This window comes from Enterocloster sp. 210928-DFI.2.20, from assembly GCF_020554465.1.
GTDB lineage: Bacteria > Bacillota > Clostridia > Lachnospirales > Lachnospiraceae > Enterocloster > Enterocloster bolteae.
Genome location: NZ_JAJCHK010000022.1, coordinates 40,932 through 65,487, shown reverse-complemented (window position 1 = coordinate 65,487; position 24,556 = coordinate 40,932). Strand labels below are relative to the sequence as shown.

At 52.6% G+C, this 24,556-nt stretch carries 19 protein-coding genes and 1 tRNA gene; 3 read left to right on the top strand and 17 right to left on the bottom strand.

Annotated elements, in window-relative coordinates; all coding sequences use genetic code 11:
* Nucleotides 1–190: 190 nt before the first annotated feature.
* Nucleotides 191–264: transfer RNA gene (locus LI015_RS18520), tRNA-Val, on the top strand.
* Between the two features lie 367 nt (nt 265–631).
* Here LI015_RS18520 and LI015_RS18515 read toward each other — a convergent pair.
* From LI015_RS18515 to scfA, 5 genes are all read right to left on the bottom strand, one after another.
* A complete protein-coding gene (locus LI015_RS18515; RefSeq protein ID WP_002566536.1) occupies nt 632–1,249 on the bottom strand; it encodes an HAD family hydrolase in 618 nt (205 codons plus the stop codon).
* Between the two features lie 103 nt (nt 1,250–1,352).
* Nucleotides 1,353–1,631, bottom strand: a complete 279-nt coding sequence (yajC, locus tag LI015_RS18510; RefSeq protein ID WP_002566537.1) for a preprotein translocase subunit YajC — start codon at nt 1,629–1,631, stop codon at nt 1,353–1,355.
* A gap of 47 nt (nt 1,632–1,678) precedes the next feature.
* The gene (gene tgt / locus LI015_RS18505; RefSeq protein ID WP_002566538.1) at nt 1,679–2,839 is read right to left on the bottom strand and encodes a tRNA guanosine(34) transglycosylase Tgt; all 1,161 of its coding nucleotides are present in this window, start codon (nt 2,837–2,839) and stop codon (nt 1,679–1,681) included.
* A gap of 14 nt (nt 2,840–2,853) precedes the next feature.
* The gene (scfB, locus tag LI015_RS18500; protein WP_034557546.1) at nt 2,854–4,254 is read right to left on the bottom strand and encodes a thioether cross-link-forming SCIFF peptide maturase; all 1,401 of its coding nucleotides are present in this window, start codon (nt 4,252–4,254) and stop codon (nt 2,854–2,856) included.
* A 123-nt stretch (nt 4,255–4,377) separates the two neighbouring features.
* Nucleotides 4,378–4,524, bottom strand: a complete 147-nt coding sequence (gene scfA / locus LI015_RS18495) for a six-cysteine ranthipeptide SCIFF (protein ID WP_002566540.1) — start codon at nt 4,522–4,524, stop codon at nt 4,378–4,380.
* Between the two features lie 170 nt (nt 4,525–4,694).
* Between scfA and LI015_RS18490 the strand changes: the two genes are divergently transcribed.
* Nucleotides 4,695–5,054: a TIGR04086 family membrane protein gene (locus LI015_RS18490; RefSeq protein WP_002566541.1), complete on the top strand. Its 360-nt coding sequence runs from the start codon at nt 4,695–4,697 to the stop codon at nt 5,052–5,054.
* 99 nt (nt 5,055–5,153) lie between these two features.
* Here the strand turns inward: LI015_RS18490 and LI015_RS18485 are convergent, their stop codons facing one another.
* Nucleotides 5,154–5,642, bottom strand: a complete 489-nt coding sequence (locus LI015_RS18485) for a signal peptidase II (RefSeq protein ID WP_002566542.1) — start codon at nt 5,640–5,642, stop codon at nt 5,154–5,156.
* Nucleotides 5,643–5,760: 118 nt separating this feature from the next.
* Between LI015_RS18485 and LI015_RS18480 the strand changes: the two genes are divergently transcribed.
* Nucleotides 5,761–7,512 (top strand): S8 family peptidase, encoded by a 1,752-nt coding sequence (locus tag LI015_RS18480; protein ID WP_002566543.1) that lies wholly within the window; start codon nt 5,761–5,763, stop codon nt 7,510–7,512.
* A 42-nt stretch (nt 7,513–7,554) separates the two neighbouring features.
* Here LI015_RS18480 and clpX read toward each other — a convergent pair whose 3' ends face one another.
* The 11 genes from clpX to LI015_RS18425 all read right to left on the bottom strand — a co-directional run bounded on the left by clpX (nt 7,555) and on the right by LI015_RS18425 (nt 24,528).
* A complete protein-coding gene (gene clpX / locus LI015_RS18475; protein WP_021893013.1) occupies nt 7,555–8,988 on the bottom strand; it encodes an ATP-dependent Clp protease ATP-binding subunit ClpX in 1,434 nt (477 codons plus the stop codon).
* Nucleotides 8,989–9,121: 133 nt separating this feature from the next.
* The gene (locus LI015_RS18470) at nt 9,122–10,546 is read right to left on the bottom strand and encodes a S1C family serine protease (protein ID WP_002570715.1); all 1,425 of its coding nucleotides are present in this window, start codon (nt 10,544–10,546) and stop codon (nt 9,122–9,124) included.
* 187 nt (nt 10,547–10,733) lie between these two features.
* Nucleotides 10,734–13,352, bottom strand: a complete 2,619-nt coding sequence (locus LI015_RS18465) for an LCP family protein (RefSeq protein WP_227125974.1) — start codon at nt 13,350–13,352, stop codon at nt 10,734–10,736.
* Nucleotides 13,353–13,482: 130 nt separating this feature from the next.
* On the bottom strand, nt 13,483–14,901 hold the full coding sequence (locus LI015_RS18460; RefSeq protein WP_002566547.1) for an undecaprenyl-phosphate glucose phosphotransferase: 1,419 nt from the start codon (nt 14,899–14,901) through the stop codon (nt 13,483–13,485).
* A gap of 110 nt (nt 14,902–15,011) precedes the next feature.
* Nucleotides 15,012–16,127, bottom strand: coding sequence for a glycosyltransferase family 2 protein (locus tag LI015_RS18455; RefSeq protein ID WP_227125972.1), 1,116 nt, complete (start codon nt 16,125–16,127; stop codon nt 15,012–15,014).
* Entirely contained in the window at nt 16,120–18,348 is a 2,229-nt protein-coding gene (locus tag LI015_RS18450; protein ID WP_227125970.1) for a glycosyltransferase family 2 protein, read from the bottom strand. Before LI015_RS18450 ends, LI015_RS18455 begins: the two co-directional genes overlap by 8 nt.
* Nucleotides 18,345–19,310, bottom strand: coding sequence for a glycosyltransferase family 2 protein (locus LI015_RS18445; RefSeq protein WP_002566550.1), 966 nt, complete (start codon nt 19,308–19,310; stop codon nt 18,345–18,347). The genes LI015_RS18450 and LI015_RS18445 overlap by 4 nt, the downstream gene beginning before the upstream one ends.
* A gap of 6 nt (nt 19,311–19,316) precedes the next feature.
* Nucleotides 19,317–20,270, bottom strand: a complete 954-nt coding sequence (locus LI015_RS18440; protein ID WP_118019451.1) for an NAD-dependent epimerase/dehydratase family protein — start codon at nt 20,268–20,270, stop codon at nt 19,317–19,319.
* 13 nt (nt 20,271–20,283) lie between these two features.
* Entirely contained in the window at nt 20,284–21,417 is a 1,134-nt protein-coding gene (locus LI015_RS18435; RefSeq protein WP_002566552.1) for a class I SAM-dependent methyltransferase, read from the bottom strand.
* Nucleotides 21,414–22,457, bottom strand: coding sequence for an NAD-dependent epimerase/dehydratase family protein (locus tag LI015_RS18430; RefSeq protein ID WP_227125967.1), 1,044 nt, complete (start codon nt 22,455–22,457; stop codon nt 21,414–21,416). The genes LI015_RS18435 and LI015_RS18430 overlap by 4 nt, the downstream gene beginning before the upstream one ends.
* A 64-nt stretch (nt 22,458–22,521) precedes the next feature.
* Nucleotides 22,522–24,528: a thiamine pyrophosphate-binding protein gene (locus LI015_RS18425; RefSeq protein WP_227125965.1), complete on the bottom strand. Its 2,007-nt coding sequence runs from the start codon at nt 24,526–24,528 to the stop codon at nt 22,522–22,524.
* Between the last annotated feature and the right edge of the window lie 28 nt (nt 24,529–24,556).

Sequence of the window (24,556 nt, the reverse complement as noted above, 5' to 3'; positions counted from 1 at the left end):
TTATTCTTTAGCCCCCGATATATTTGATATCATAATACTATAATCCATATAAAAGTACAATATTCTGATATTATTAAATTTTTATTTAAATTATCAATACTTCTTCATCTATTTGGTTTTTCTGCAAAATTTTTACATTCTATCATTAAAATGCTTGTATTTCCGCATCATCGTGCTATAATAGTCTCATGGAAGTATAGCTCAGCTGGGATGAGCGTTCGCCTCACACGCGAAAGGTCATGGGTTCGAGCCCCATTACTTCCATTTTTCGTACCCATTTTCAGTTTACGATTCCATTTCATTTTTCTTTCATCCCCCAAAGCCTGTTTTTTCCAGCCTCCTGATTTTTCCCTTGCAGCCTTATTTGTTTCCGCGGCTTTGTCCAGCAGGTGGAAATTATCAATTTTAAGATTTTCTTAATAATCTATTCAAAGAACATTCAAACATTCCGGAGGATTGCATGCTATACTAAGTACATAAGAAATGCACGAATGTTTAACAACTATCCTTCAACCCTTTTTGAAAATCCGAAAATCCTAAAGAAAATTGCTCCGTACCACCTGGTACGGAGCTTTTTCTATGAATTCCATAATGTTTGACTTTCTCTATCTCCGGTATCCATCTACGGTACCTATCTCCGGTTCAGCCCTGCCAGAACTTCCCTCAATTTCTCCACATTTCCATCATCAAAACAATATCCGTCCATCCCGCAGCGGCGCGCTCCCTCTATGTTAAGCTCAAGGTCATCCACAAAGAAGCATTCTTCAGGCTTCAGATGGAACCGCTCAAAGAGGTGGCCGTATATTTCCTTCTGTGGCTTCAGACACAGGACGTCGGCCGAGAACAGGATGCCGTCAAAACAATCCACTGCGGGCAGCACGTCCTTATAGCAGCTCAAAAGGCGCACAGATGCATTGGAGCACAGATAGATGCCGTAGCCCATGGACTTAAGCCATCTTACCACATCCTCCATTCCTTCCTTCTTATACATGTTGAACTCATGCCAGCGGTTGAAACACAGGGCGGCCAGACTGCGCTCCTCCTCTGTATCCAGGCGGGCCTGCATCTTTTTTAAGGCCATATCCTCCGGCATTACTCCCAAGTCCAGCAGAATCCACTCAGGAGATACGAATATGGAAGTGCTGACCTTTTTCCTGGTCTCCTGGTCCTCTATGAAATGCCTGCACACTCCGTCCGCTATGTAGTCCACCAGGACATTTCCCATATCAAAAACAATGTTCTTAATCATCCTATCCTCCTGCTCTCTTTCATATATGATGGCTTTGCAGCCTCCAAGGGGAACATTTCACCATATTCAAAAACCCGGGACAAGGCCCCGGGTTTCACGTCTCTTAGGCTTCCGGTTTTTCAACCTGGATAATGGCAGCCTTCTGCATAGGAATACGGCAGTTCTTATTGTTACCGAATTCCACAATGACTGTATCATCTGTCATGTCGATGATAACGCCATAGAATCCGCTGCTGGTGAGAATGGTATCACCAACTGCAACGCTTTCCAGCAATTCCTTCTGTCTTTGCTTCTCCTTCTTCTGAGGACGGATTGCCATGAAATATAACATACCTCCCAGAAGAACAATATAGAGAACCCAGAACATCGGACCACTTGTCATTCCATTTTCCTCCTTCACACCTACCGCCGCCTCGCCGCAGTAGTTTCTTATTCATCAGACGCCGTACTGATCGCACGGCCGGAACCTTCCATACCGGCAAGCTTGGCCGCTTTATACTCAGCATAACGGTGTTCCTCGATGGCGTCGCGAATCTCTTTCATCATTGTATTATAAAAATACAAATTATGCAAGGTACATAATCTCATTCCAAGCATTTCTTTTGCCTTCAGCAGATGGCGTATATAGGCCCTGCTGTATGAACGGCAGGCAGGACAGCCGCATCCTTCTTCTATGGGACGGGAATCCAGCTCGTATTTCTGGTTAAACAGATTCAGCTTGCCCTGGTTGGTGTACACATGGCCGTGGCGTCCGTTCCTGGATGGATATACGCAGTCAAAGAAGTCCACGCCCCGGTCAACCGCTTCCAGGATATTGGCCGGAGTTCCCACGCCCATCAGATATACAGGCTTGTCCTCAGGCAGGCAGGGCACTGTCACATCCAGAATATGGTACATCTCCTCGTGGCTCTCGCCCACCGCCAGTCCGCCCACTGCATAACCGTCCAAGTCCATTTCCCGTATAGTCCTTGCATGCTCCATACGTATCTCATCCACCACGCCGCCCTGGTTGATGCCGAACAGCAGCTGCTGACGGTTCACCGTGTCCGGCAGGGAGTTAAGACGCTCCATCTCGGTCTTGCAGCGCGCCAGCCAGCGGGTGGTGCGCTCCACTGAATGCCGGATGTAGTCGTCGCTTGCATGGCTGGGAGGGCATTCGTCAAACGCCATGGCAATGGTGGAACCCAGATTGGACTGAATCTGCATGCTTTCCTCAGGCCCCATGAATATCTTGTGGCCGTCGATATGGGAATTAAAGTAAACCCCTTCTTCCTTAATCTTGCGCAGTCCTGCCAGGGAAAATACCTGGAACCCGCCGGAATCCGTAAGGATAGGGCGGTCCCAGTTCATGAACCTGTGCAGCCCGCCAAATTCCCTTATAAGCTTGTCGCCGGTGCGCACATGGAGATGATAGGTATTGGACAGTTCCACCTGGGTGCCGATTTCCCGCAGATCATCCGTTGATACAGCTCCCTTGATGGCGCCCACTGTTCCCACATTCATGAACACAGGCGTCTCCACGGTACCGTGTACTGTTTCCATACGGGCGCGCTTGGCACGCCCGTCCTTTGTTATGACTTGATATTTCATATGATATGCCTCAATTATTCCTCATCGTCTGCCAGGGCAGCTTTAATCATGATGGCGCACTCAATCCGCTTCTTCTGCATCTCACAGCCAATGTCATATGCCCCGTTGATGGAGCCGCTGAAGTTATACGCGTTGGCAGAACAGCCGCCGCTGCAGTAGAACCTGGCAAAGCAGTCCTTGCACCCCGGCTTGGCGTATACATTGCAGGTCTTGAACTCATCCCTGATATCCGTGTTCACAACACCTGTGTCCACATTGCCCATAAGGAATTTTTCATTGCCCACAAACTGGTGGCAGGGATAGAGATCGCCCCAGGGGGTCACCGCCAGATACTCGGTGCCGGAACCGCAGCCTGCCATGCGCTTAGCCACGCAGGGTCCTGCCTTTAAGTCCAGCATAAAATGGAAGAAGTTGAATCCCCTTCCCTCCTTTTTACGCTTGATATACTCCAGGGCCAGGCGGTCGTATTCCTTTAAGATGGCCGGGATATCTTCCTCCTTGATGGCGTAATCCTCTGACGGGTCAGCCACCACCGGCTCCATGGACATCTGCTCAAACCCCAGATCCGCATAATGGAGCACGTCGTCTGCAAAGTCCAGATTGTTCCTGGTGAATGTACCGCGGACATAATAATTCATCTGCTTCCTGCTGTCCGCAAACTTCTGGAACTTGGGGACAATCAGGTCATAGCTGCCGCTGCCGTTACGGAAGGGGCGCATCTTATCGTTGACATCCTTTCGTCCGTCCAGGCTCAGCACCACATTGCTCATCTCACGGTTGCAGAATTCCATTACCTCGTCATTTAGCAGAACACCGTTGGTTGTCAGGGTAAAACGGAATTTCTTGTGGTGGGCTTCCTCCTGTGAACGGCCGTATTCCACCAGCCGTTTCACCACATCCCAGTTCATCAGAGGCTCGCCGCCAAAGAAGTCCACCTCCAGGTGCTCCCTGTTTCCGGAATTGGCAATCAGGAAATCCAGTGCCTTCTTTCCCACCTCATAGCTCATGAGGGCGCGGCGTCCATGATACTCGCCTTCCTCTGCAAAGCAGTAACGGCAGGCCAGATTGCAGTCATGGGCAATGTGCAGGCACAGTGCCTTCACCACCGTCTTCCTCTTCTTAAAGTCTACCACAAAATCCCTGTAAATATCCTTGGTAAGGAGCTGCTCTGCTTCAATCAGCTGACCGATTTCCTCCAGAGCCTCCTCTATATCCTCCTGGCTGTATCTGTCCTTCAGACAGACCCTTACCTCTTCCTTCACATCTGAAGGCAGGGCAGCGGGCGCTTCCATCTCCGGAATCCGCTGTGAAACCAGCTGCACGGCGTCGTAGACCACCGGGTCCACCACATGGACAGATCCGCTGTTGACATCCAGGACAATATGATAACCATTATTTATATACTGATGAATCACGAATTTACTCTCTCTTTCCAAGGGCCAGTGGCCCCAAATCCTGTGCATGGTAAAGCCCCTATAATCCCATCGACCATAGGGGCTTGCAACCAATTTCCTGTATGTATCTCTTCTGACCGGCGATTAGCGGTTAGCGTTCTCGCAGCTCTGGTTTCCTACTGTACAGGATGTCTTGCAGGCTGACTGGCAGGAAGTCTGGCACTCGCCGCATCCGCCCTTCTTCATTGTGTCCTTTAAGGTATTGGTATTCAATGTCTTAACGTGCTTCATACTACGGCACCTCCTATTCATTTAATATTATTAATTATTTGAAACTATAATTCCTTGAAATTATAACACAGGTTAAAGTCCCTTGCAACGGTATTTTCAAAGGTTTGTCATATTAAAGGCTCCCCCGGGAATATACTGCAACATAGATTCTTTCAAAAGGAGAACAATATATGGAAAATGGTATTGTGAAGCCCATGCTCCGCTCCCTGCTCATCTCCTATGTGCTGTCAGGAATCCTTCTGGCTGCCCTGGCCTTTGCCCTCTATAAACTGCGCCTGAAAGAGGGACAGGTGAACCTGATGGTGTATGCCGTGTATCTTTTGACCTGCTTATGCGGCGGTTTTCTGGCGGGCAAACGCATCCGGCAGCGCCGGTTCTTCTGGGGGCTTCTGTCAGGGCTTCTGTACTTCCTGGTGCTTTTTGCAGTGTCCTGGGCCATGAATATGGGGTCAGCCATTGATATGGAGCGGTCTGTCACCGTCATGGGCATATGCGCGCTGGGAGGAACCATAGGGGGGATGCTCAGTTAATGTTCAAAAGAGAGAATACCTGATTCCAGTCATGGCCATGGAATCCGGTCATTCTCTCTTCTCTTCCATCAGATGCCCTTTGCCGGGCCTTATTTTTTCTTATTTCTTTTTCTTCTTCACACCCGCATCTTCCAGGCTCCCCACAGCCTGTGCCAGCACAAAGACAGCACTTCCCAAAAACACGAACATGTCGCCCAGATTGAACACCACCTTCTTAAGGGATTTCCATTCAATGGTGAAGTAATCCACCACATACCCGCGCACCACACGGTCGTACAGATTGCTGAGAGCGCCTCCCATCACAAGAGACAGGCCCAGCTTCTCCCCGGTCTTTCCCTTATCCTGCATCATGGCTGCCAGTGCTCCGGCCATGGCCGAAATCACCATAAGCGGAATCCCCTTTACTAATTCCGGTCTTTCCTTCATAAATCCGAAGGGAAAACCGCTGTTGTGGTTCTTATGAAGCTTTATAAATCCTTTGGCAGACGGCAGGTCCCTTGGAAACGTGTCGTCCTCCTGACCTTCCACCACGCTCTTGACTCCCAGGTCCAGGGCAGCCAGCCCGCCTATTATCCAGCCATAAATCATAGATTCGCCTTCCTTTCCACCCTTTTATTTCATTTTACTATGGTTTCACACCTCCGTCCAGTGAAAGGTTTCTGAATTCAAGCATATACTATAACAAATATCCTGCCCGAGGTGTGCCATGGCAGACTGCCCATTTAATTCCGCCGACGAGAATATTGCTGATTTCATATACAGAATTGGAAGCCAGCAGCAGATAGTCGGCAATCCGGCCGATATTCCCTGTATGGATTATGTGAACGATGAATACAATATCATCTACACTCCTCTGGATACCGTAACCCCCATTTCCCTGGCCCGATACAGCTACTATACTGTACCCGGACTTTTTTCCCTTCTGGACAGTTCCAGCATGGAGGCCTCCGGCATACTTACCACCTTTGCCGCGCCTGCCCTGGGAAACAGGGGGCGCGGAACCCTAATAGGTATCGTGGATACCGGCATTGACTATACCAACCCCTTATTCCGCTATCAGGACGGCTCCACCCGAATCGCCGGACTGTGGGACCAGAGCATCCCCACAGGAGAGGATGTCATTCCTCCCGGCGTGCCGGCCTATTATGAACTCAGCGGCGCCTCTTATGGCACTGAATTTACCAGGGAGCAAATCAACCAGGCCCTTGCCTCCGACAGCCCCCTGGACCTGGTGCCCTCCACAGACACCAATGGCCACGGCACCTTCCTGGCCGGTATTGCCGCCGGCGGCTCCCTGCCGGAACAGGACTTCACTGGCGCAGCTCCGGAATGCGAGATCATAGTGGTCAAACTGAAACAGGCAAAACGCTATCTCCGCGAGTTCTACCTTGTCAGCCAGGACGCAGATGCTTATCAGGAAAATGACATCATGATGGGAATTAAATACCTGAGAGTGACCGCATTCCGCCTGGGACGCCCCCTCATCATCCTCATAGCCCTTGGCTCCAACCTTGGAAGCCATGAAGGCACCTCACCTTTAAGCAGCGTTGTACAGGATGCCAGCCGTTTCCTGGGCCGGGCAGCGGTCATCGCGGCAGGCAATGAGACAGGCCGGGCCCATCACCATTTCGGCACCATTCCGTCCGGACAGGAGTGGGATGATGTGGAAATCCGGGTGGGACCGGAGGAATCCGCCCGCGGTTTTTCCCTGGAGCTCTGGGCATCCACTGCCGATACCTACTCTGTGGGCTTTGTCTCCCCCAGCGGCGAGATAATCTCCCGTATTCCTATTATAGCCAGGAACGAGACCTCTATCCCTTTTCTTCTGGAACCAACGGTCATTACGGTCAATTACCAGCTCATTGAATCCGGCGCCGGAAAACAGCTGATATTCATGCGTTTTAGAAATCCTGTGGCCGGCATATGGAAGGTGCGGGTCTATAATACCCAATATTTTACAGGAGAATTCCATATGTGGCTGCCCTCCGAGGGACTAGTATCGGATGAGACCGTATTTCTGCGTCCCACTCCCGACACCACCATTACCCTGCCCGGCAATACGGCCGCGCCCATTACAGTGGGGGCCTATAATCACCTGAACAACAGTATTTACATCCACTCCAGCCGCGGCTTCACCCCTTCCGGTATTGTAAAGCCGGAGCTGGCAGCTCCAGGCGTCAATGTAATGGGGCCTTCTGTAGGCCGCAGAGCTGGCGGATCCGTCCCCATGACCACCCGCAGCGGCACCTCAGTGGCTGCCGCCCACGTGGCCGGCGCCGTGGCCAGCCTCTTTGGCTGGGGAATCGTGGAGAGCAACCAGATTACCATGAGCCAGGCGTCCGTGAAATCTTATTTGATCCGGGGTGCAAGAAGAAATCCAGCACTCCGCTACCCCAACGAAGAATGGGGCTACGGAGCACTGGATTTATATGAAACCTTCCGGCGTATCAGAGAATAACCCTCTGTTCAGTAAGGTAAATGAGCCATGCAAAGGTATGAATTATCCACGCATCTGTATCAATGGTCCGCCGCTTTTTTCCAGATAGGGACGGGTGACAACAACAGAGCCGATATTAGGGTCCTTGGGAATCTCATACATGATATCCAGCATGAATTCCTCCAGAATGGCCCTCAGCGCCCTGGCCCCGGTCCCTCTCTTGATGGCTTCACCGGCAATCCATTTAAGGGCCTCATCCTCAAAGACCAGCCGCACCTCATCCATCTCCAGCAGACGCTCATACTGCTTGGTGATGGCATTCTTCGGCTCTTTCAGGATGCGGACCATCATATCCTCCGTAAGCCCCTGAAGGGTTACTGTCACAGGAAGCCTTCCCAGAAACTCAGGAATCATTCCAAAGGTCCGCAAATCCTCATTGGTCACCTGCCCCAGAATATCGGGATCCTTATCATATGTATCCTTCAGTATAGAACCAAAGCCCATGGTGGTTTTCTTCATCAGGCGCTCCTTAATGATTTCCTCCAAATCGGGGAAGGCGCCGCCGCAGATGAACAGGATATTATCCGTATTCACTGTTGCCATGGGTGTCATGGCGTTTTTCTGGTTGGAGCCTACCGGCACCTCCACAGTGCTTCCCTCCAGCAGCTTGAGCAGCTCCTGCTGTACGGATTCGCCGCTTACATCTCTGGTATTGGTCTGTTTCTTCTTGGCAATCTTGTCAATCTCATCAATGAATATGATTCCCCTCTGAGCCCGCTCCACATCGTTATCCGCAGCAGCCAGAAGCTTGGACACCACGCTTTCTATATCATCGCCGATATAACCGGCCTCTGTCAGGGAGGTGGCGTCGGCAATGGCCAGCGGTACATCCAGAAGTCTGGCCAGCGTCTTAACCAGATAGGTCTTTCCGCTTCCCGTTGGACCAATCATCAGTATGTTGGACTTTTCAATGACAATGTTCTTATCTGTTCCGGCATCCTCCCCTGCCCCGTCCTGAGGCGGCTGGTCCAGAAATGCCCTTTTATAATGGTTATATACAGCCACTGCCATTACCTTCTTGGCCTTTTCCTGGCCGATAACATATTCGTCCAGCTCTGCCTTGATGACATGGGGCGCCGGTATGTCCTTCATGGTCAGGACCGGCTGTTCCTTGGCTTTTTTCTTGATTTTCTGCTTTTTGGGGATTTCCACTGCGGGAGGCGTCATGTTCAGGTCATTGAGGTTCATGTTCATATAGGGCATATTGGGCAGTTTGGAAAAATCCATGCCCCCCTTTGTCACGGAATCAAATGCTTTCTGCATACAGTCATGGCAGAGATTCATGCCGCCGGGCATGGATATCATGGGGCCGGCCTTGCTCTCAGGCCGCCGGCACATGTAACACACCTTTTCATAGCGGTCTTCTTCCTTTTGTTTGTCTTTATCTTCACCATGGCCGGATGTCTCCACATCCTGGGTATACTCTTTCTCGTCCAAGTCAGTTCTCCTCTCTGTTAAAGGGCGTACCGGGCCGTTCCATCGTCCCGCCGCTTAACGTAAAGTATATAACAAAATGCTTCCCCAAACAAGAGGAAGCATTTTCATTTCACATTGTTTTGAAAAATTTTAGTTATTGGGCCTGTGTTTCCGTATTCTCCTGGGGCATGGCCTTCAGCGTGATGGTGACCGTCCTTTCCTGGTATTCCCCGTCCTTCTGGGACTGTACCGTCAGATCAATCTGTTCTCCCATCTCGTAGCAGGCCAGAAGCTCCTGCAAATCCGTCATGTTCCGGACGCTCTGTCCGTCCACCCTGGTGATGATGTCCTTTTCCCTCAGGTCAGACTGGGCCGCGGCTCCTTCCTCCAGTATCTTGTATACATACACACCTCTTGGCATTCCGAAAGCCGCTGCGGACTCTTCATCCACGCTGGTTCCCTGTATGCCCAGATAGCCTCTTTTGGCCTCCTCCACCGGATTCATGGTCTTGCGGTTCATAAGCTGGTTCATGATGTCCTCTGCCTTGGATATGGGAATTGCATAGCCGATTCCCTCTACCTCGGTGGAGGAATACTTGGCGGCGTTGATTCCTATCACCTCTCCCTTCATATTAAGAAGGGCTCCTCCGCTGTTGCCGGGATTGATGGCCGCATCTGTCTGCAGAAGTTCCCTGGTACTGGTATTTGATACCCTGACCTCCCGGTTAAGGGCGCTTACATACCCCACGGTCACGGACTGGCCGTAGCCCAGCGCATTGCCAATGGCTACAACGCCCTGTCCCACCTTCAGTTCATCGGAGTTGCCCAGCCTGGCCACCTTAATCTTGCTCTTGGTATCGTCCTTAATCTGCTCCAGGGGCACTGCTATGACTGCCAGGTCCGTTTCTGCGTCCGTTCCCTTGATAGCTGCGTCCACTACCTCACTGTCAATAAAGGCCACCTTCAGGGAGGTGGAATCCTCCACCACATGGTTATTGGTCACGATGAGAAGTTCCTTGTCATTCTCACCCACTATGATTCCCGAACCGCTGCTGGGTACCTCATAGGTCTGGGGGCCGCCCCTGAAGAACCAGCCGTATCCGTAATTATTGCTCTGGTATACCGCCGTGCTGGTAATTGCCACCACTGTGGGCATGGCCTGTTCCACAATATCGGACACATCCGCCACTGCCTTTCCATTGTTCCTCTGGCCCTGCTGGTATCCGCCGTTACCCTGGGCGCTGCCCTGGCCGTTATCCTGTCCGCTTCCCTGACTTTCTGTCTGGGCCTTTGATATCTCTTCCTTTTTTTCCGCTTCAGCCGATGCAGCCGCGCTGTTTCCCATGAATCTGGATGCAGCCACATTGACCCCCACCATGGTCGCCCCTGAGACAGTGCCAAAGAGAAGGGCACCCGCTGTAATCAGGGCTGCTTTTTTTAAAATGCCGCCTTTTTTCTTCTTTGGGGGCATATCCTCCGGCTGGGGACGGCGCCCATATGGGTCCCCGCCGTACTGCCTGTTGTCATAACTCTGGTTATCATAAGACTTCCACCCGTAGTTCTGGTCGTTGTCGTACATTATAATTCCCCTTTCTCACGCTTTCTCACGTAATCTCCCGATTCTGTACACAGTTTAGCAACGATTTGTGATAAATGTGTGACCATTTTATTATATAAGACTAAAAAGTGCCGGCAGGGAATGACATATCCCTGCCGGCACTTTTACAGTCTTTATATCTGCTGCTTTTATACGAACAATCCTGACATTAATTTCCCGGCCCAATGATCACAGACCCCGGTCCCTCCGGCACGTATTCCTCGGACGAGGCGCCCGGATAAGCTGCCGTACTTCCCTTGGTGCTGCCAGGGTAAGCTGCGGTGCTCCCCTTGGTGCTGCCAGGATAAGCCGGGGACGTTCCCTGGCTTCCGGGATACGCAGCCGTGGTCCCCTTAGAGGCGCCCGGATAAGCTGCGCTGGTTCCCCTGGTGGGGTCCTGACCCGGATAGGTGATTGCGCCTGGTCCGGTTGTCTGGTCGCCCTCTGAGGTCTCGGCCCCCGGGAATATGCTGCCTGAGCTGCTCTCTCCCGGCCGGCCGGGATGGACGGTACCGGATCCGCTGCTCTCCCCAGGCCTTCCGAATATATCATCCTCAGGCGGATCCAGTTCATTGCCGAACTCGTCGGTCTCTATCTCCAAATCCGTCTCGCCGTCAATAATGGACTCATCTGTCCCGGACGTGCTGCTCTCAGACTCATTTTCTTTTGTCTCTTCCGTTGCCTTGGTCGCCTGAGTGGGCTTGGGGATATACCCTCCGTCTGTTCCCACATGGTCGATTGGCTTGGCTTCATTGTACATGCCTGTATCCGCTGATATTTTGGCACTGATCTTCTTTACCATATCACTGGGCTGGTAATTTTCATCCCCAAACAGGAACTGGTGGAGAAGGGTTACATTGCTCTCCAGTGTCTGGGGAATGACGCAGGCGCCCTTCTTGCCCATATTGGCATCGCTTCTGGCTGCCGGGAATCCCATGGTATCCGCTATGGTATACTTGGTCAGATTTCTGGCTGCCGGTATAATGTCATCAATGGTAACGCTGGAAAGAATCTGGGGGAACACTGCCTCCATGACATTGTTTACCACCGCAAAGTCGGATTTCTTGAGTTTCTGGAAACATAGGTCTATGATTTCCCGCTGGCGCTCTGTCCTGGCAAAGTCTGTATCCATCTTACGAAGCCTTGCATACGCAACTGCCTGGACACCGTCCAGATGGTTGAGCCCCGCCTGTTTTAACTGATAGGACCCTACACCGGTAGCCTCCACAGTCTCCGTAATATAGGCATTGATATAGTAAAATTCCGCCTTGCTCAGCTCCACATCCACTCCGCCCAGAATATTGACCGCATCCACCACTGCTTTCCAGTTAAATGTGGCAAAATCATCTATCTGCAGGTCCAGGTTTCTGTTCAGCGCCTCCACTGCCTGCTCAGGACCTCCCAGGAAATAAGCCTGATTGATCTTATTGTACAGCCCGTTGTCGCTTACACTGAGATATGTGTCCCTGAACACGCTGACAAGCTTAATCTCGCCGGTGCCCTGGTCAATGTTGCATATGATGATAACATCGGCGTTATTGCCTTTTCCCACCGAGTTATTCCGGCTGTCCACACCAAAGAGGGCAATGGTCCAGTATCCCTCCATCTCCTCCACCTTCCCCTGAGGGATATTAGGGTTAGTCACCTGGGCCGGTTTAAACTGGCTTGGCTGAATCAGACTCATCTTATTCTGCGCATACCGGTAAAGCCCGGTTCCCAAAAGGAATAAGATTTCCAGTATGATGAATACAATTATCAACTTACGGCGGCGCTTGATCTCTGCTGCTGCCGGATCCGCTGCCGCCGCTTCCCTGGCTGCCCTGCGGCCTCCTGCTCCGCCCCCGTTCCTTCCGAAAGACGAATCCCTGCCCTTACCGGCGCCAAGGTCTTCCGCCCCGGCATAGGACCGGCTGTATGTGCGGCTGCCAGTCTCACCAGCCCCCAAATTCCCGGCTGCCGTCCTGGTACCTTTTCCTTCACCTGTATACCTTGGCCGTTCTCCCGGCCTGCTTCCTGAGACTCCCGGCCTTCCGTCAGGCCGGTCCCCTGTGAATCTGGGGCGTTCACTGCTCCTGCCGCCCGCGCCTGTATATCCGGGGCGTTCACCGGTCTTGCTGCCCGTGCCTGTATACCCAGGGCGTTCACCGGTCTTGCTGCCCGTGCCTGTATATCCGGGGTGTTCACCGGTCTTGCTGCCTGTGCCCGTATATACGGGGCGTTCACCGGATCCGCTGCCTGTGCCCGTGTATCCGGGACGCGCTCCGCCCTTGCCGCCTGTGCCTGTGTATCCGGGGCGCTCACCGGCCCCTCCGGCCGTGCCTCCGGGACGGCCCGCCGGCTTCTCTCCTGCAAAACGCGGACGCTGGCCTGTCTTTCCCTCACCGCTTACAGGACGTTCCGGCATCCTCTCACCTGCATAGGTGCTTCGCATTCCGCCGTTCTTTCCTGGTATGCCCGGGGTACGCTCTGCGTCTCCCGCTCCGGCATAGCGCGGACGGGCGCCGGAACCGGAGCTGGGCCCGGCAGCCGAACCGGAGCCGCGGCCATCTGATGCAGTCCTTACTGACGCCCTGCCGGCAGATACCGGCGTTCCCTGCCTGGATCCGCCTCCCGAACCTGCGCGGCCCGCCTGTCCGGCGCCCCTTATCTCCTGCCCGCTGCCTCCGGTACGCCCGCGGGGCATTGTATCTGAATCAGCCCCGGCACCGGCGCCCAAATCGCGCTTCCTGCTGCGGCTTCTTAATCTCTCTTCTTCCTCATCAAATCCATTGTCAAACTCACGATTCATTCGTCCATCCTCATTCCATCACGTAAACCAGGCGCTAATCATTCATAAGCAGCCCCGCTCCCCTGACCCGCAGACTGTATCCGGGCACGGCTAAAACGCAGGAGCATTCTTAACGCAAACGTCATGCATATCAATATGCATTTTTATTAATAAATCCCTTGAAAACAGTGAGAAACATAATCTTGAAGTCAAAACCCAGACTCCAGTTCTCAATGTAATAAAGGTCATGCTCAATCCTCTTGGTAATTGATGTATCCCCGCGGTAGCCATTGACCTGGGCCCAGCCCGTGAGTCCCGGACGCACCTGATGCTTAATCATATACCGCGGTATCTCTTCTTTAAATTTTTCCACAAACAGCGGCCGCTCCGGCCGGGGCCCCACCAGACTCATATCACCAATGAGGACATTAAAAAACTGGGGCATCTCGTCAATGCTTGTCTTGCGTATGAAACGTCCCACAGGCGTTACCCTGGGATCATGGGGCGTTGTCCACTGGCTGCGCTCCCTGCCCGGGTCCTGAACCTCCATGGAACGGAACTTGTACATCTTAAAGGGACGGTTGTGCAGCCCTATCCTCTCCTGGCTGAAAAGCACGGGCCCTGGTGAAGTGATTTTGATGAGCAGAGCCGTAACCAGCATGAGAGGCGAAAATACAATCAGACCAAACAGAGCGCCGGCTAAATCCACTATCCGTTTCATGGTGGCGTTAAACACCCCGGTAAGGGGCACATGGCGGATGTGGATTACCGGAAGTCCCTGAAGGTCTTCCATATAGGGAATCGTCGGTATTATGTTATTATAATCCGGTATGAACTTTGTATGCACGCCTGATTTCTCGCAGGCAGCCACAATCTGTTCCAGATTAGAGTACTCTTTGATGCTCAGGGTAATGGCTATTTCGTCCAGCGTATTGGACGCCAGGAAATCCTCCAGATGATTGGTGGGTCCCAGCACCTGTACCTTTTTATATGCAAAGCCGGCCGGCCGGTGGTCATCCAGGATTCCCTGGACATGGTAACCCCATTCCGGATTGACGCTGACCCTGTCGATGAACCCTTCGGCCGCCCGGCTGTAGCCAATAAGGAGCACATGCTTCTGATTATAGCCGTTGGTCCGCAGGGAGCGCAGGAAGATGCGTATTGATATCCGCTCTGCTTCCAGCAGGATGATATTGGCCGCAAAGAATGCCAGAATCATCTTTGTGGAGAAATAGCTCAGATGGCTTACGAACCTTCGCAGGCCAAAAAGCACGAACGTAAAGAGCATAAGGCCGATGACATTGGCCTTGCAGATATTGGCCAGTTCCGAACGCCGCCCCTGAATCCGTTTGGGCACATACAGATGGAAACTGGCATATAGAATCAGGTATATGGGCACGATAAAAATGAGCGCCATAAAATATACCTGGGGCTTTAGCACGCCTTCGTCTAAGGGCAGTACCTTTCCGCTGATGACAATGAACCATGCCAGAGCATAGGCCACCACAGTGACCAGTATATCCAGCAGGACATGCATGCGGTTCAGCCTTTTCTGGTTATCTTTTATCATTGTATTTCACCTTGGTTTCTCAGGGAATCCCTTCTTACCGTAAATATCGTTGTTATTATACATGATAAGCCGTCATTATTCTATAACATTTCTCTTAATTTCGAAAAAGTTCATAATTTAGCAATCTGCCTTGCGGCAAACTCATAAACATAGATAAGGGTCCCTGTAATCAATTCCCATTCAATGGCCAGATAATTTTTAAGCCGTTCCCTGCTGTAAGGCACCTTCCGGCACCTTTTAGCGGTTGCCAGGCCTTCCTTCACGCCAGCCGCATAATCCCTTCCAAATCCCTTTTTCTTAAAAAACATGTATTTAAGTCCCATTCCCAGGAGAATCGGAACCAGGTTCACCGCCAGCTGCAAAAGGGGCATGTTTTTATAATTCAGATAAATATTATTCCTGGCAGCCAGCTTTACCTTGAAGGGATTGTACTTGGAACCGCTGGTGCCGCTTCCCACATGATAAACCATGGCCGTGGGACAGTAGATGTTGTCATATCCCGCAATTCTGGCCCTGTAGCCAACGTCCAAATCCTCCAGGTACGCAAAATGCATCTCGTCAAAGTATCCGATTTCATCAAACACCTCCCGGCGGTAGATGGCTGCCCCGGCGCAGGCCGAGAAGATGCGGCAGGCCCTGTTATATTTTGCGGATGAGCGTCCCACCCCTCTCTGGTATGCCCAGCCCAACAGACTGTACATATCCCCGGCATCGTCCATCAGCTCCTTGTGGCAGAGCTGAATCATCTTGCAGCTGACGGAAAATATCTTTGGGGAGCGCTCAATGGCCTTAATCATTTCTCCCACATAGTGGAAGTCCGGCTCCGTGTCATTGTTGAGCAGAATCACATAGGGAGTCGCCGCCGCCTTAAGGCCCACATTCACCGCGCCTGAGAACCCGGTGTTCTCCGGCAGGAAAATGGCCGGAATCTCTTGCTCCTTCAGCCACTCCACGCTTCCGTCTGTGGAACCGTTGTCCACCACCAGGATGTCAAAATCCCGGCAAATCTGCATGCTGAGAGCTTTGAAACAGGGTTCCATAAACTTAAGCCCGTTATAATTGGGTATGACGATGGTTACCTTTCTGCGCCTGCCTGTTCTTCGGCCGGTTTCATTGCCACGTCCCGCTTCATTGCCGCATCCTGCTTTATTATCGCATCCCGCTTCATTGCCGCGTCCCGCTTTATAATCGCATTCTGCTTCATAATCATTTCTATGGTCACTCATGTGCTTTCGTATCGTCCTCCGGCGCAAACTGTTCGTAAACCTTAAGGTCATAAGGCTCACCTATTTTTTCCTTCAGAAGGTCCCTGAGCGCGAAATTAGATTTGCGCAGCGTCAGGTTGGGGTTGTAGCAGGGGTCGCCATTTTGAATGATATCAGGCCACTTCCGTACGAAAATGGCCACCTCCCGGTTAAAGCGGGCTATCTTTTCAGGCGTATCCTCCAGTCCTCTGGACTTGGATTCATAGTGGTAAAAGCATGAATAAGGCGCATACACTACCATTTTCCCCAGGGCGCGTACTTTCATGCAGTAATCAATGTCATTAAAGGCCACTGCCAGCTCCGGGCTCAAACCTCCCACCTGGTCAAAGACGGATTTCTTTGTCATGAGGCAGGCCGCCGTGACGGCGCTGTAGTCCTGGGCGCACATGGCTCTGTGGAAATAGCTGTTCTCGGCCTTATGAAGTCCGATAAATGTATGGCCCGCAATGCCGCCAAAGCCTATGACCACTCCGGCGTGCTGTATGGTGTCATCCCCATAGAGAAGTCTGGCTCCTGCAATGCCCACATCCTCCCTCTGGCAGAATCCCAGCATTTCATTTATACTGTCCTCTTCAATCAGCTCCGTGTCATTGTTGAGCAGCAGCAGGTATTCACCCTTTGCAAAGGAGGCTCCGTAATTATTGATGGCTGAATAGTTGAAGCCCTCCTTCCAGGTAACCACCCGGAAATTGGTGTGCTCCGCCTGCATCTTATCATAGTAGGCAAAGGTTTCCTTCTGGGAACTGTTATTTTCCACGATAATGAATTCCAGGTTCCGGTATGACGATTTCTCCATCAGGGACCGCACGCACACATCCAGGTCCTGGCTGTGGTCCTTGTTGGGGATGATGACAGACACCAGAGGTTCCCCCTGTATCTCAAAGGTGGTATGGTAAATGCCGTAATCCACGCCCTTCTCCACCTTCACTGCCGGAATTCCCATACGCTCATAGTGGGCCATGATGGCTCTGGATCCGGCCTCAAAGGCATACATCTTGCTCTCCGGGTTGCTGGCCGTGGAATTCTGATGGCAGCGCCAGTGATAGAGGACCTTTGGAATATGGTATACCCTCTTTGCCGCCTCCGTACACCGGAAAATGAAATCATAATCCTGGGCGCCGTCAAACTCCTGGCGGAATCCGCCCACCTGCTTTAACAAATCCTGCCTTATGACGAACAGATGGCATATATAATTGACGCTGGTCAGCAAATCCGGGTTGAAATCCGGTTTGAAATGAGGGTCAAACAGGGCCTTTCCATCCATGTCCAGCTTATCTTCATCAGAATAAATAACCTGGCAGTCGGGATTTTCATTGATTGCCTTCACGACCTCATAAAAAGCATTGGGAGGAAGCGTATCGTCATGATCGGCCAGGATGACAAAGTCTCCCCTGGCCATATCCAGGGCTGCATTGGTATTGCCTGAGATTCCGCGGTTGCTGCCCAGAATCTCATAGCGCACACGCCGGTCACGGTCCGCGTACTTCTTAAGCACACGCTCCAGCCCCTCACCCCTGGGACTTCCGTCTGCAACACATATCTCCCAGTTTGTATAGGTCTGTTCCATGATAGAGTCCAGCATTTCCCTGAGATAGCGCTCCGGGGTCTTATAGGCGGGAATCACAACAGACAGCATGGGCTCAAAGTCAAATAAATGCTTTCTCTGCTCCGCCAGCTCCTCGTCCGTTGGTTTGGTCAGCTCATACCACTCGCTGTAATCATAATCATTGTCAATTCCCTGCAGCTTGTGCTTTGACTTGACCACAAGGGCCTTAAGGCCATGCTCCTTCCAAAAATCCATGGCCACATGGACTGTCTCCATGTTCATCAGGTCCTTAAGCTTCTCCATGCGCTTGTGGGCCACGCTGGCCCGCCTGGCAATCAGTTCCTCATTGTACTTGATTTTTGCCTGGCGTCCCTCACAGCGGATCAGCAGGTAATAATCCTTCCCCCGCTCATAGGGAAACTGGATGTCAAATCCAAATTCCCGGTCATAGACCTTCTTAAAATATATCTGGCTCACATCATCCCTGCGGGTATTTACATGCTTAAATTTTACCGGCTGGCGCTTCTCATCCTCCACCCGGAAGGTGGCCTTGCTGTCAGGGGATTTACCTATAGCCCATCCGTTAAGGGTAATGGAATTCTCCCGGATGCGTACCACGTCTATCTTATATTTCATGCTTCATTACCGCCCTTTTTCTCTTCCTCGTTAAAATTAATACGCTCTTCCTCAATAACCAGGGGCCGCTTCATCACCCGCTGGTTAATACTCATGATATACTCTCCCAGAAAACCGATGAAGAACAGCTGTACCGACCCCAAAAACAGCATTCCGATCAGCATGGGCGCCATGCCTGCCGGAAAACGGTCCCACCAAATCAGCTTCATTACCAGGTAGACCATGGCGATGAGCATGCTGACAACAGCGCATATGCTGCCGAAAATCGTAGCCAGACGCAGGCCTGCTTTTGTATAGGAAGTAACGCTGAGCATGGCGGCGTCATACAGACGATAAAAGTTATTATGGGTCTTGCCCGCCCTGCGGCGCGGCTGCTCATAGGGAATCTCCTTGCGGCGGTATCCCAGCTCAGCCACGATTCCCCTGAGGAAAGGAGTGGGGTCATCCAGGTTGCGTAAGACCTCGATGAACTCCCTGTCATAGAGACCGGAACCGGTAAAATGCTCAATCTGCTCCACATCCGACAATTTCTTGATGGTCTTGTAATAGCAGCTTCTGAGCCAGTACATCAGACGGTTTTCCTTGCTGCTGGTCTTGATGCCGATAACGATTTTATATCCCTTCTCCCACTCATGGATGTATTTAGGTATCATTTCCACAGGGTCCTGGAAATCCGCCACCATCTCAATGACGCAGTCTCCGGTGACCTGGAGCATTCCGTAATAGGGGGAATTGAACTGGCCGAAATTCCGGGCATTGAGTATGGCCTTGATGCGCGGGTTGTCCGCGCACAGGCCCCGGATGATATCCCTGGTGCCGTCTGTGGAATCATTATCAATGAATACCAGCTCATAGTCATACTGCGGCAGCTCTTTTTCCAGGATTTCCGTCACTGCCCTGCTGATAGGGCCTACATTTTCCGCTTCATTATAACAGGGAATCAATACGCTGATTTTCTTCATATCTCTCTATGCTTCTTCTTTCTCTATGGTTTCTTCGATGCCTTGGCGGAAGGTATAGCGCTCCTGCCATCTGCCGCCTGTGAGTCTCTTAAGTCTGGTAATGTCAGGCCGGATGGACAGGGCGCCCTCTTTGGCCTGTACAAAGGTCCCGTACTCCAGCGTTCCCTTAAATCCTACGATATCATGGATTTCCTCAACAAAGGACCGGAGGGGCCTGGTATCCTGGCTGGCTATGTTGACAATAGCGCTTATGGGACTGCGCAAATTGTCCTTTTTTAAACCAGGTTCTTCATTTACGGCCTGCCTGTATAATTCATATACTGCCTGTACCGCATCCTCAATATACATAAAATTCCACATATGCCTGCACGCGCTCAGGGAAACCTTCTTATCCTGCCTTAAATCCCGCACCAGGGTGGATATGATGGACCACGGATGATCCCCGCAGCCATACACACTGAAAAATCTCAGATGGTAATAGTGAAGGCCCAGACGGCTGCAAAGGGGAGCTGCCTTCTGGTAAAACTCCCATTTTGCCTTTCCGTATTCATTGATGGGACGGCAGGGCGCTTCCTCTTCCATGATTCCGTCAACAGCCCCGTATTCCACTCTGGAACCAGCGTCCATGAATACCCGGCATCCCAGACGTCCGGCTGCCTCCACACAGTCCAGGGAGCCTGCCACATTGCGGGCCTGAACCTCCGGCGAGTCTATCTCCTCCCGGTTCACACCTCCCCAGGCCATATGGAAAAAGCCGTCTGCATGTCCCACCTCAGGGACGCATTCCAAAACATGGGCCAGGTCGCAGGCCACTGTATGCAGTCTCTCATGAACAGGAAGGGCGTCCAGATGAAGGGAACCCGGACGCACCAGGGCGTACACATGGGCCCCCTGCTCCAGAAACACCCTGGCCAGATTGCTTCCGATAAAACCGGTTGCTCCGGTAATTACTACGCGCATGTTATCATCCCTCCTAAACCATCTCCAGATGGTTGGAACGCATGGCCCTGATTTCCACGGCGGTCCCGAACTTCTGGCGTATGCTTGCCGCTATCTCATCCGTATAACCGGGGGCCGTGATTATGATGGCATCCACCGGGTGTTCATGGAAATGGTCCGGTCCAACGATGGGAAGATGGGACGCGGGGGCAAACTTTCCCTGCTTAAAGGGTGCGGAATCTATGATATACCTTGCCTTTTCCCCCAGCTTGGTAGTGGCTGCAAGGGTAAAGCCCTGGTGGCTGGCTCCCCAGATGGCCACCTTCTTATCCCAGGCATCCAGATACTTCATATAAGTCTCCATCTCCCGTTTCAAATTCACATAACACTCCAGCAGGTTCTCCGTATCCATCTGCGGACGCTTCCTTACAATAACGGAAAGGGTGTCCCTGTTGATAACCTCGCACTCTTCTACCTGGAACCCGTTGCGCTCCAGAAGGGGGGTAAGGGTCTCAAAGGTGTAGTAGGCCAGATGGTCCCGTATCAGTTCATAATAGCTGTTGTGGTCCATGATATATTCAAAGCTTGGGACTGTGATAAGCCCCATGGCATCGTCCTCCAGGTTGCGGTATATGGCCTGAAGCATGGTGCTGGGGTCCGGCTGGTGCTCCAGGAAATTAAAGGACAGGAATACGTCATACAGCCCGCCGGCAAACCGCGTATCCTCTGTCTCCGTAAACCCTTCCGTCACATCCAGCCCCTGGGCCCTTGCCAGCTCCACCAGGTGGGGATCATGCTCTATGCCGTGGACCTCCACCGGAAATTCCGACAGAACCTTTAAGAATTCTCCCTGGCCGCACCCCACTTCGATGAATTTCTTTCCCTCCAGATGATAGCTGTCAATGAGATGCTTATACTGGTATCTGCGCAGCTCCACCATGGTCTTTGAAAAGCCGCCGGCCCGAATTACATCCCGGTAATAGTCCACCGGCTCACAGTCAAACTGGACCAGTCCGCAGCCCATGCACTGGCATAAATCCAGGGTCAGTCCCCGGTCCTCCTTTACCCCCTGTGCATCCGGCATGTGCTGGGCCGAGGCAGGCATATTATCTAACGTAAGCAGCGGCGTCTCCCATAACGGGGCGCCGCAGGCGATGCATCGTTTCATAGACAATTCTCCTTATATAATCCAATCATTTCCCTGATTCCGTCCTCAAACGAAATCTCCTGGGCGAATCCTGCTGCTTCCTTAAGCTTCCTGATATCCGGCACCAGGGATACCACTCCCTCTGCATTGGGCGGCCGTTTTCCATATTCATAGGTGCCCTTTTCACCGCAGAGCCGGTGCATCTGTTCAATGTACGACTTAAGGGGGCGGGTGTCTTCTCCTGCCACATTATACACGCCGGCCGGTACTTTGGCAAGCAGAAGCCCTGTCAGGGCCCTGGCCGCATCCCTCACATGAAGGAAATTCCACTGCTGGGTACATTCCCCAAGCTCCATCCTGCCTCCTTTAAGAAAGGTATTGAGGCAGGTGGACACCAGGGACCAGGGATGGTCTCCGGGACCGTAAACGCTGAATATCCTGGCATGGATATAATCAATCCCCAGGGCCTTTGCCTCTTCCCCTGCCCTGCGGCATACCTCCAGCTTGTCCTTTCCGTATTCAGAGACAGGATGGCACAAAATCTCCTCGCCCATAACGCCGTCCGCAATGCCGTACTCGGCCTGGGAGCCGCAAAAAAGAAACCTGACGCACCCCAGACGGGCTGCCGTGTGAAGGGAATCCAGGGCATACCCGATGTTGCGGGCCTGGACATGAGGGTCCTGGCGGTTGGCGCTGCCGGCCCCCTCCCAGCCCAGATGAAGCCACAGGTCTGCCTTTGTTTTGAGGTCAGAACGGGATTTTAAAACCGGACAGGAGACCAGTTCCGGGCAGGCATCCAGCTTACCGATGTCCTTTAGGGCAAAGGGAAGGACGGTAATGCGCCCCCCTTCTTTTCCAGCTTTTTTTCCGGCCTTATTGCCTGTCTCTTCCCCAGTCTCTTCTTCTGCCTTTTCCCCGGCTTCCGCCCCGGGCTGTTCAAGCCGGCCTCGCCCCGGAGAGTCCGGCCTTACCACGGCAAATACATGATGGCCTCCGGCCAGCAGCTCTTTTGTAACAGCCTTTCCGATAAAACTGGTAGCTCCTGTTACGATTACACGCATAACATATACTCCTTCTTATCCCGGATCCCCCGCGGCAGGCCTGTCCTTTGGTCTGCTGGCAGGTCTATCCCTTGATCCTGGGAATAATCATATTTTCATCCATCTCCTCATCCGGCAGGAAGGGCGACAGGTCCTCCAGGGGCGGCGACACCATGGTGCCGTCCGGCAGTCTCTTGGCGGATGACTTGGGTTCAAAGTTCTGGTCCATGGACACGAATACCTCGCAGATAGCAGGTCCCTCTGCCGCCAGGGTTTTCTCCACAGCCTCCCCCAGCTCGCTGTTGTGCCTTGCTGACACGTAGGGGTAGCCGTAGGCCGCCGCCAGCTTATCCAGAGCCGGGAAGCTCAAATCCCCGCTGTCCACGCCGATTCCAATCAGCGGCTCCCCAAAGAAATTCTTCTGGGTCTGGCGGATGGAATGGTATCCCCCGTTGTTAATCACAAATATCTTGATCCCCATTCTGTGGTGGATGATGGTCTGCAGCTCCTGAAGATTCATCTGCATGCTTCCGTCCCCTGTCACCAGGATCAGGTCCTCCCCGCTTCTGTCCCCGCCCTGGCTGTAGCAGCCCTTATCCCTGGAAGCGGTCCAGGCGCCTATGGCTGCCGGCAGGTCATATCCCATAGAGGCAATGGCGGAATTGGTGATGAAACGCTGGCCCTTCTTAATGATATAGGCGTGCCCCCCCACCACACAGGCGGAGCCATTGCCCACCACCGTCACCTGCCCCTCTCTCAGGCGGCTGCTGACAGCATGGATAAACGCGTACACATTGGCCGGTTCCTCATCCGTATGGGCAAAGTGCTTGGGCAGTATAACAGGATATTTCTCCTTCCACATGGCGCAGGTTCTGCTCCATGTCATATCCCTGAGGCCATTTCCTCCGTCAAACACCTGTCTGCTGCCTGGACGGCTGACGCTCTCAGGGAGATTTCCCTCTTCCTCTGCCAAAACGCGGTCCAGAACCAGGTCCAGCTGTTCCAGAAGATCCTTTGCATCGGCATGGACCCGCATGTCGCTGTGGACTGACGGCTTCTTCAGCTCTTCCTCATCTATATCATTGACAATCACATAAGCCTCCCTGGCCCATGTCTCAAAGTTATATCCCACCTGCCGGATACTCAGACGGCTTCCAATGGAGAGCACCAGGTCGCTGTTTTGAATGGCAAAATTCCCAGGCCTGTCCCCCATATTGCCTGCACGGCCCACGTACAGGGGGTGGGTGTCATACATGATATCTTCGCTGTCCCAGCCCGTAATCACGGGAACGCCCAGCTTTTCGGCCACATCCATGAACAAATCATGGGCTCCCGCTATGCGGATTCCGTTGCCCGCATTGATGACAGGGCGCTTTGCAGCCCTTATCTTATCTATAATAGTCCGGGCGGCTGAAACCTCCACCTTGCCCGGCAGTACCTGGCGGTGTTCTCCCTTTCCCGCCTCGTCCTCCGGTATCCCGTGTCCCCCGTCCTTTCCGGCCCAGCCGTTTCCTCCGGCCTCGTAGTCAGCCGCGTTAAAGCCAGGAAGCTCCTCTGTCTCCACAAAGGCGCCCTGTACATTCAGGGGAATATCCAGCCAGCAGGGGCCCGGACGCCCGGACCGGGCCAGGTAAAGGGCCTTCTCCAGACAGTACCTGATCCTCATGGGATCAATGACCATCTCCGAATACTTTGTCATACAGTCAATGGCTTTACAGATATCAAACTCCTGGTCGCCCATGGCGCGGATGCCCACACCGGACCACCTGGCCGTTGTATCATAGCGCACCTGCCCCGACAGTACCAGCATGGGAATGGAATCCAGCCATCCCCCCACCACACCGGTAATTGCATTGGTTCCTCCCGGACCAGTGGTGACGCACAGCGCCGCGATGCGGTTGTGAATCCTGGCATAAGCCTCAGCAGCCATGGCGCATGCCTGCTCATGGTGGTTATAAATACAGTGAAGCCCCTCCTGGTGCCCCAGGCCGTCATCCAGATGCATGGCGCCTCCCCCTGTCACCATGAAAGCCTGGCTGATTCCCTCCTCCACCAGCTTGCCTGCTATATAATTGGAAATCTTCATTTTCATAAATTAAGGTCCCCCTTCCGGTCTATCA